The sequence below is a fragment of the Phocaeicola sp. ICN-14070 genome, assembly GCF_037892625.1.
Classification (GTDB): domain Bacteria; phylum Bacteroidota; class Bacteroidia; order Bacteroidales; family Bacteroidaceae; genus Phocaeicola; species Phocaeicola plebeius.
In genome coordinates this window covers 23,408-30,087 of sequence record NZ_JBBKBF010000050.1, presented here as the reverse complement: position 1 = coordinate 30,087, position 6,680 = coordinate 23,408, and the positions used below count along the sequence as shown (strand labels likewise).

Here is a 6,680-nt window from a genome sequence, read left to right as displayed (position 1 = left end):
GTTTTCCGGCAAAAGTAGCGTGGAGCCGCTGGACTATTGTTCCAAATCCTGACAAAAATCAATGCACGGTTTCTATTCGGAACTCATATATCATATTGTCTTATGGGCAAGACTGAATATCAATATATTGGCTTTATTTGATGAGCAGTTATTCTATTATAAGCTTTTGAGTAAAATATAGAAAGTTGTAAATTGTATGATTATGGAAATCAAATAGATACTATAATATTGTACATATTTTTTCTCTTTATCAAATCGCTTGAAATACTTTCTGTATTTGTCCTTCTTGAACAAGAGATGATTATTGATACGATATGCTAATACCCCGAGAACTACCCATAGTAGTAAAAAAAGAAAATCCGATTCTAATACAGTTATTAATAAAGTTCTTATTCTTGAAAACTGAATACCGATAATACATACAACGGCAATTATCCAAAGGCTAATTCGATACACAGAAGTAATAGCCATGACTGAAATCCATGAATCAGTACCTTTTCCAGATGTATCAGGCAATAACTTTTTATCAATCAATATACAACGGTTTATATAATTATTATTCCATTTTTTTAATCCCAACCAATAAAATGGATTAATAAGTCTGTACGAAAAATAGAATAATATTTTATATGCACAATAATAAATCACATTATAGTATTTCTCCATTAAATCTTTCATTCCATCAACTTTTTATATAAGATATGTTGTAATTTATCTGAACTGATAAAGGATCAGCATCAGAATAAGTCCTACTGTTGGTACTATATAGCGGAGGCTTAATACTGCCTTGTCTGTATATTTGGTATTGTATCTGTTGTTTTGATATTTTTCCACTAAAACGTTTATTCTTTTTTTGTTGTAATGTAGATAGATGATAGGCCAGGGCAGAAAACAGCCGATTATCCCTATTATAATTCTTGTTCTTCCGGATGTACTGGGTAAAAAGAAATCTCCAGTTAAAAGAAACGACAATATTAGCGCAGCAAACAAATAAACCATTGTAACAACTTCAGCCAATACACATGTTGCCCCAAAACGAGGAAATTCCTCATTCTTGATGGAAATCAGATAATACCTGTAAAACAGGTAATCAATAATCTTTTTCATAAGCTGTTGTTCTAAAATCTTGATTTATTTTTGTTAGTAATAAGTTGGTGAGCAACAGTGTTCTGCTGTTAGTTTTACCATGTTAGCGGACTATTATCTCTACATCTATCTTGTCAGTTAAAAATCAATTTCCCTATTCCAACTCCAAACAAGAGCAATAGTAGAGGAGAAATACATATTATCCATGTTGGGAGTATCTTGTTCCACTTGTTGTTTTTGTACTTCACAAGAATGGCAGCAGTCTTTTTACGGGTATATCGTAAAAACAACATGATAAAGCACATTCCCCCTAATCCAAGACTTATATACTGCCCTTGAGAGACAGTGAAGTTTTTCAATGAAAACCAGTGATCTGTCAGTACGCAGTTGAAAATTATACTGAAAAAGAGAAGTATTACAAGAAAATTCATAGTCAGTAAAATACAGGCACTGAAACGTGGCGTCTCATTATGTTTTTTATAAATTAAATATAGCCTATAATACAAGTAATCAAAGAAATAGTATCTGTATTTCTTATCATCTCGTACCCCAATTACTCCGTCCGGTATTACTTATCGTTTCTTTTCTTTTTTTCATTTTCAATATATTCTAAAATCACCCTTATATCTAATATATTAATATGAAATATTCTGTATGATTGAATAACACATAAAAATATGTCGCAAAAACAACTATTGTCAGTATTATGAATAATAAGTTTTTTTGCTGTTTACTTATCTCTCTATAAATGCTTCTTTCAGATCTAGCCTTTTTTTCTGACCAAAAAAGGAAGCCATTCAAACAATAAATAACTAATGATAATAATAAATGGGAATAGATATGACACAAGCCTTTTGTTATATTACAATCAAAAATAGAATATAAAACACTATTTATTATTGCAATAACCATATATACAGTCACACTAAATAATCCAACTGCAGACTCTTTATTCAGATTTGAACTCTTACATATTGAATCATAAACAAAAAACATTGTATAATACCAATACTTATACCAATTCATCGTTTTTTCTCATTTAATATTAATGGTTTGGTGAGAAACAGCGTTAGCTGTTATCTCAACCTTGTTATGAACTTATTTTATTATAAAAGATTAATATGACATATAAAATTCATCTGCCATAAACAGCAATACAATTAGAATAATAAACGGTAATATTAAAAATAGAATAGCCCATATATTGGAATATTTCTTATACGATTCGTCCTCTCGAATTTTCAAATACCGTCGTTTATAATGATAATAAATATACAGAATAATCCATACAAGAGGAAAGGCAAGCAGAAAAAGTGGTCCCGGATTAACACTTGTAGCTGCCCAATATATCAAAGCTATATCTACTCCGTAAAACATAATTACAATACTTAACACATCTGGGACATGCCAAGAATCTGAATGTCGGATTAAGTATTCTATCTTATACCATAAATATCCTAATATTCTATGTATCATATATTGCTACTGTTCATAATGGTTCAGCAGGGAACTGCTTGTCCGTTATCCTGCGTTGTTAGCATTATTTTTTTGTTGTTCCTTCCATTGCAAAAGCAAATCTTCTACTTCTTTTGCACCTATTTCCTTTGCTAAAGCAAGAGGGGTGTTGCCGTTACTATCTTTTATATTAAGATCTGCATGATATTCTAAAAGCAATTTAACCAGTTCAATGTTATTATTGGCAATGGCTTCCATAATCGGATATACTTTATATGTATCGTATGGACTTTGGTAACCGTTTACGTCAATGCCATGCTCCAGCAATATACGGGCTAACTTCACATTAGACAATTTACAAGCGTATGTCAGGAGCGTCAGCCCGTATTCGTCACTATATAATCTGTTATTAATGTCCTTATACCTGGTAAGGGCATATTTCAGTACATCCTCTTTATCAAAGTAAATCGCCGTATAGAATATGTCAAACTCATAAAAATTGTTACCCATTGCCATAGGTTCATCTTTTCCTGCCAGCAACCGTTTTATGGTTGCCATATCATTGTCACGGCAGGCAACCCCCAACGGATAAAGTTGATAGGGTACATCCCGTATCGTATCTTGCCGCAATGGATTTGCTTTCACGCTATCAAAGCAACAAAAAAACGCTGCAAGAAAAAGTAATGTCCAATTTATTATCTTCATATTTACTTTTTTAAGTCGAACATTAATGCTAATGGTTTGACAAGGAGCTGCGTTCAGCAGCTAACTTGGCTCGTTACAACATTTATAATAAGTTATTCCCATATTATTTCACAAAGAGCCAGCTTAGTATCTTCATTACAGATAAATGCTCGGTCATTCCAAACATCTAACACTCGGAAAGCACTATATCCACGAGGCATAACAAGGTCAACTAAGGTGCAGTCAGAAAGACTCAATAGTTTTTGCTTACCTTTCCATTCATCTGTTTTGAAAATGGAAGATAAAATAAGCCAAGTTCTATCCCCTGAGAATTTACCTCGCATCCCATGTTTTCCGGGCAAACGACTTAAATTGTCTTTGCCCCACAACTTCTTTTTGAACAGGCCGTAAAACTCTAACTCCGTGTACCAATAATAGCCCATTCCCGTCAAACCTGCCGGATTAATTGTGCTGCTTTCCAGAAAAGCATATAAATGTCCGGCCTGCTCTTGAATAGAACCTATTAAGGGATAGCTGTAATTGAAAGTTGCTTTAGAGAAATCTCCATTCGCTTTTCTTACCGAATCAAGATGCGCTTGACGAGTTCCTGCTTTGCTATATACACAAGAACCTATATCTGACCAATGAGCAGTCGTTGTATCAAAATCCACAGTCAAAGTTGTGAAACTGTTTGTTGATTCCAAAACCCGATCTACTCTACAAACAATGGGAAATACATCATGTTCTCCGGTAACAGCAATTGGCATAGGTATGCCTCCAGCACACCAGTTATCCATAGAAATAGAAGTCCAATCGCCATTTATTTCAGATAACCACCAAAGAGTTTTATTGGCTCCACAAAGAAATAATATTCCGTTGTTGTAAGATAAAAGTACGGGGTCTTGCCAAATGTCTTGCACTTCTTGGGATTCAGGACTGGGGATAAATCGGGAAATATCCCCTTTTATCCATAGCACTCCGTTTAACTTTTGCTGTGAATGATAAACAGAGAATACAATTTCATCTTCGCTACGAGCTATCATTCCTTTGCCGCCAAGGGGACTATATTTGAAAGAAGTGCCAGACAACGTTATTCCGTCAAACTCCCAATCTTTTATTATTTTCAGTTTCGCTTTCATGATTGAATTTTAGTTCTTGTTGATAATGGTTTGGTGAGCAACAGCGTTTAGCTGTTATCTCGACCTTGTTAACATTCTATTTTTATTCTCATCAAATTATGGTATTTCCAAATTCATCTTCTTCATATATGCAGTATCTAATTCAGCTCCTTTCCAGTTTATGTCAGGAGGGAACTGTTCCCATCCGCCTTTGGGTGGTGCAAGCACCCATTTAGGAACAACCTCTAAAAGTAGCTCTGAATGTTCAACCCATTTATTTGAATATTTGACAACCAATCTTAGATTTTTCAAATCTTTATCATGTAGTCCAAACCTTGTATCAACAATATAAATTGAATCACCCACTTTGTAATTAAATTTGCAGATTGAACCACGATAATATCCTATGTCAGAAAACGTACCTATTGTATATCTTCTATTATCCTCATTAAAAAAGAAGAAAAAATCAAGACAGCGAGTGGCAATTATCATAATCAGCAGAACGGTTGTTCCTGTATAAAGTATTATTTTCCTACTGCTTAATCGCATAATTTGAAGATTATAATGGTTTATATTAAGTTGTCTCTCGACTTATTATAAACTTATCTTATTCCTTTCAGCTCCTCTTTCATTTTCTCTTTTAGGTAGAAGAACAACAAAACATGCCAACACAAGTCAAAGGAGAATACGGCTTCTTCCTTTCTCCCTAATGTCTGATAAAACTTACATACATTCCGATAGGTCATAAATACAAATACAAGATAGATAGGTGCCAGCATACAAAGACTTAATATCAAGACACAGACAGCTATCAGTGAATTTCTACAGTAAGCTTTGTATTGCATCAATGCTTCTTCGTAATTGGAATTTTCCCAGTAACCAAATGTCTTCAAATCTTCTATACTCCAGCCTCTTTCTTCCAATAGCTTAATAGCATAATCGCGAATTTCAGCATCATAACCGTATCGCTTATAATTTTTCACAACATCTATTAGCTTATCATTGTCAAGTCTCTTTAGGATATTAGAATCTTCCATAAAAATTCGTTTTATTGTTTATAATGGTTTTGTGAAAAACAGCGTTTAACTGTTGTTTCTGTTTTGTTGGCAAAATATTATCCCCCATTCTAATATGGGTTAGGTCTATGAACAAAACACTGTCAATTACCCAGAATTGAAAATATGATTCCTGTAATGCAATTTCGTATTAAAATTTTTCTTTACTTTCCAATTCCACCTTCCCTCTGGAGTAAAATGCAATGGCAGCCCTCAACTCCCGATAGTTACAGAGATAATCATTCAAATGGATTGTCTCGTTGTAGTTCTGGCTAGTACGGAGAAACAGTTCTACATGTGAATATCTACCATATACTACCACATACTGGCAATACAAGATTTTATTCCAAAGCAGCACCTTTCCTTTGGGAGTAGTGATACCCTGTTCACTGATTTGGATGACACAGTGCCAATGTCGGATACCCTTCACCAATAAATAAAGAAAAAGGCCTACAGGAATCCAGTAAACCAGTCTTTCGGACAACATGTCCCAACAGATCCATAAATAAGCGATACACAACCCGGTTTCCACAAATGTACTGATCTTCTTCCGTGGAATAACTAAAGGTTCAGAAAGATTGAACATACAACTCATACCAATCATAATTTAATACTGTTTACACGGTGTTTAAGCACTACTCTTTTTACTATACTCAACAGAACTTTTGTCCTCTACTTCTGATACATAGTATTCTTTGTTCATAGACTTTCTGTTTTTGTTAATGGTTTGGTGAGCAACAGCGTTTAGCTGTTGGCTCGACCTTGTTAACATCTTTACTTTGAGGATTTAATTATCTTCATCTCCTGATTTTACCAAATTATTAATATAATCAGAAAAACATGAAGCAATATACTTTACACAATTATCAGTAAAGGGCCCCAAATCCATCAATAGCAATACAATTTTTCCAGTTTCTAAATCAAGTGCAAAGAAATTTCCACCCCAATCAATTCCGAATGGTAAAAACTTATTGGGAAAACCTGATTGAATTAAATGTCTATAGCTCGTTTCAATATTAATTCCTCCTAACTTTTCATCTGTGTAATAAATTGGAAGAAATAAACTTATTTCCACATAATTATCTTCATCTTCAATATAGAAATATGGATTGTTAGCTATTCCGCCATTAGAGAGAAGATAGAAGTTCACAAAATCTTTCGGGATACTATATCCAACAAGATTTTCCAATGAAACTATATTATCATTTGAGATATTTAATAATGATTTCTCAATTAGTAGATCGCTCATTTTTCTATTATTATATTGATTTTACTATGATGT

The 6,680-nt window shown here is 33.5% G+C and carries 8 protein-coding genes; all 8 read right to left on the bottom strand.

The annotated features are described in order from the left end of the window. Nucleotides 1-156 precede the first annotated feature (156 nt). The 8 genes from WKT20_RS12915 to WKT20_RS12880 all read right to left on the bottom strand — a co-directional run bounded on the left by WKT20_RS12915 (nt 157) and on the right by WKT20_RS12880 (nt 6,647). Nucleotides 157-678, bottom strand: coding sequence for a hypothetical protein (locus tag WKT20_RS12915; RefSeq protein WP_249087752.1), 522 nt, complete (start codon nt 676-678; stop codon nt 157-159). Between the two features lie 33 nt (nt 679-711). Further along, nucleotides 712-1,107, bottom strand: a complete 396-nt coding sequence (locus WKT20_RS12910) for a sodium transporter (RefSeq protein WP_340417494.1) — start codon at nt 1,105-1,107, stop codon at nt 712-714. Between the two features lie 1,500 nt (nt 1,108-2,607). After that, nucleotides 2,608-3,246, bottom strand: coding sequence for an ankyrin repeat domain-containing protein (locus WKT20_RS12905; RefSeq protein WP_340417493.1), 639 nt, complete (start codon nt 3,244-3,246; stop codon nt 2,608-2,610). 92 nt (nt 3,247-3,338) lie between these two features. Beyond that, a complete protein-coding gene (locus WKT20_RS12900) occupies nt 3,339-4,364 on the bottom strand; it encodes a hypothetical protein (protein WP_340417492.1) in 1,026 nt (341 codons plus the stop codon). 96 nt (nt 4,365-4,460) lie between these two features. Then, nucleotides 4,461-4,892, bottom strand: a complete 432-nt coding sequence (locus tag WKT20_RS12895; RefSeq protein WP_340417491.1) for a hypothetical protein — start codon at nt 4,890-4,892, stop codon at nt 4,461-4,463. Nucleotides 4,893-4,945: 53 nt separating this feature from the next. Beyond that, nucleotides 4,946-5,380 carry a hypothetical protein gene (locus tag WKT20_RS12890; protein WP_270530755.1) on the bottom strand — a complete coding sequence of 145 codons (435 nt, stop codon included), beginning with the start codon at nt 5,378-5,380 and terminating at the stop codon, nt 4,946-4,948. A 169-nt stretch (nt 5,381-5,549) separates the two neighbouring features. Beyond that, complete coding sequence (locus WKT20_RS12885) at nt 5,550-6,002, bottom strand: hypothetical protein (protein ID WP_229106033.1); 453 nt, start codon at nt 6,000-6,002, stop codon at nt 5,550-5,552. Nucleotides 6,003-6,185: 183 nt separating this feature from the next. Continuing rightward, on the bottom strand, nt 6,186-6,647 hold the full coding sequence (locus WKT20_RS12880) for an SMI1/KNR4 family protein (protein ID WP_340417490.1): 462 nt from the start codon (nt 6,645-6,647) through the stop codon (nt 6,186-6,188). Between the last annotated feature and the right edge of the window lie 33 nt (nt 6,648-6,680).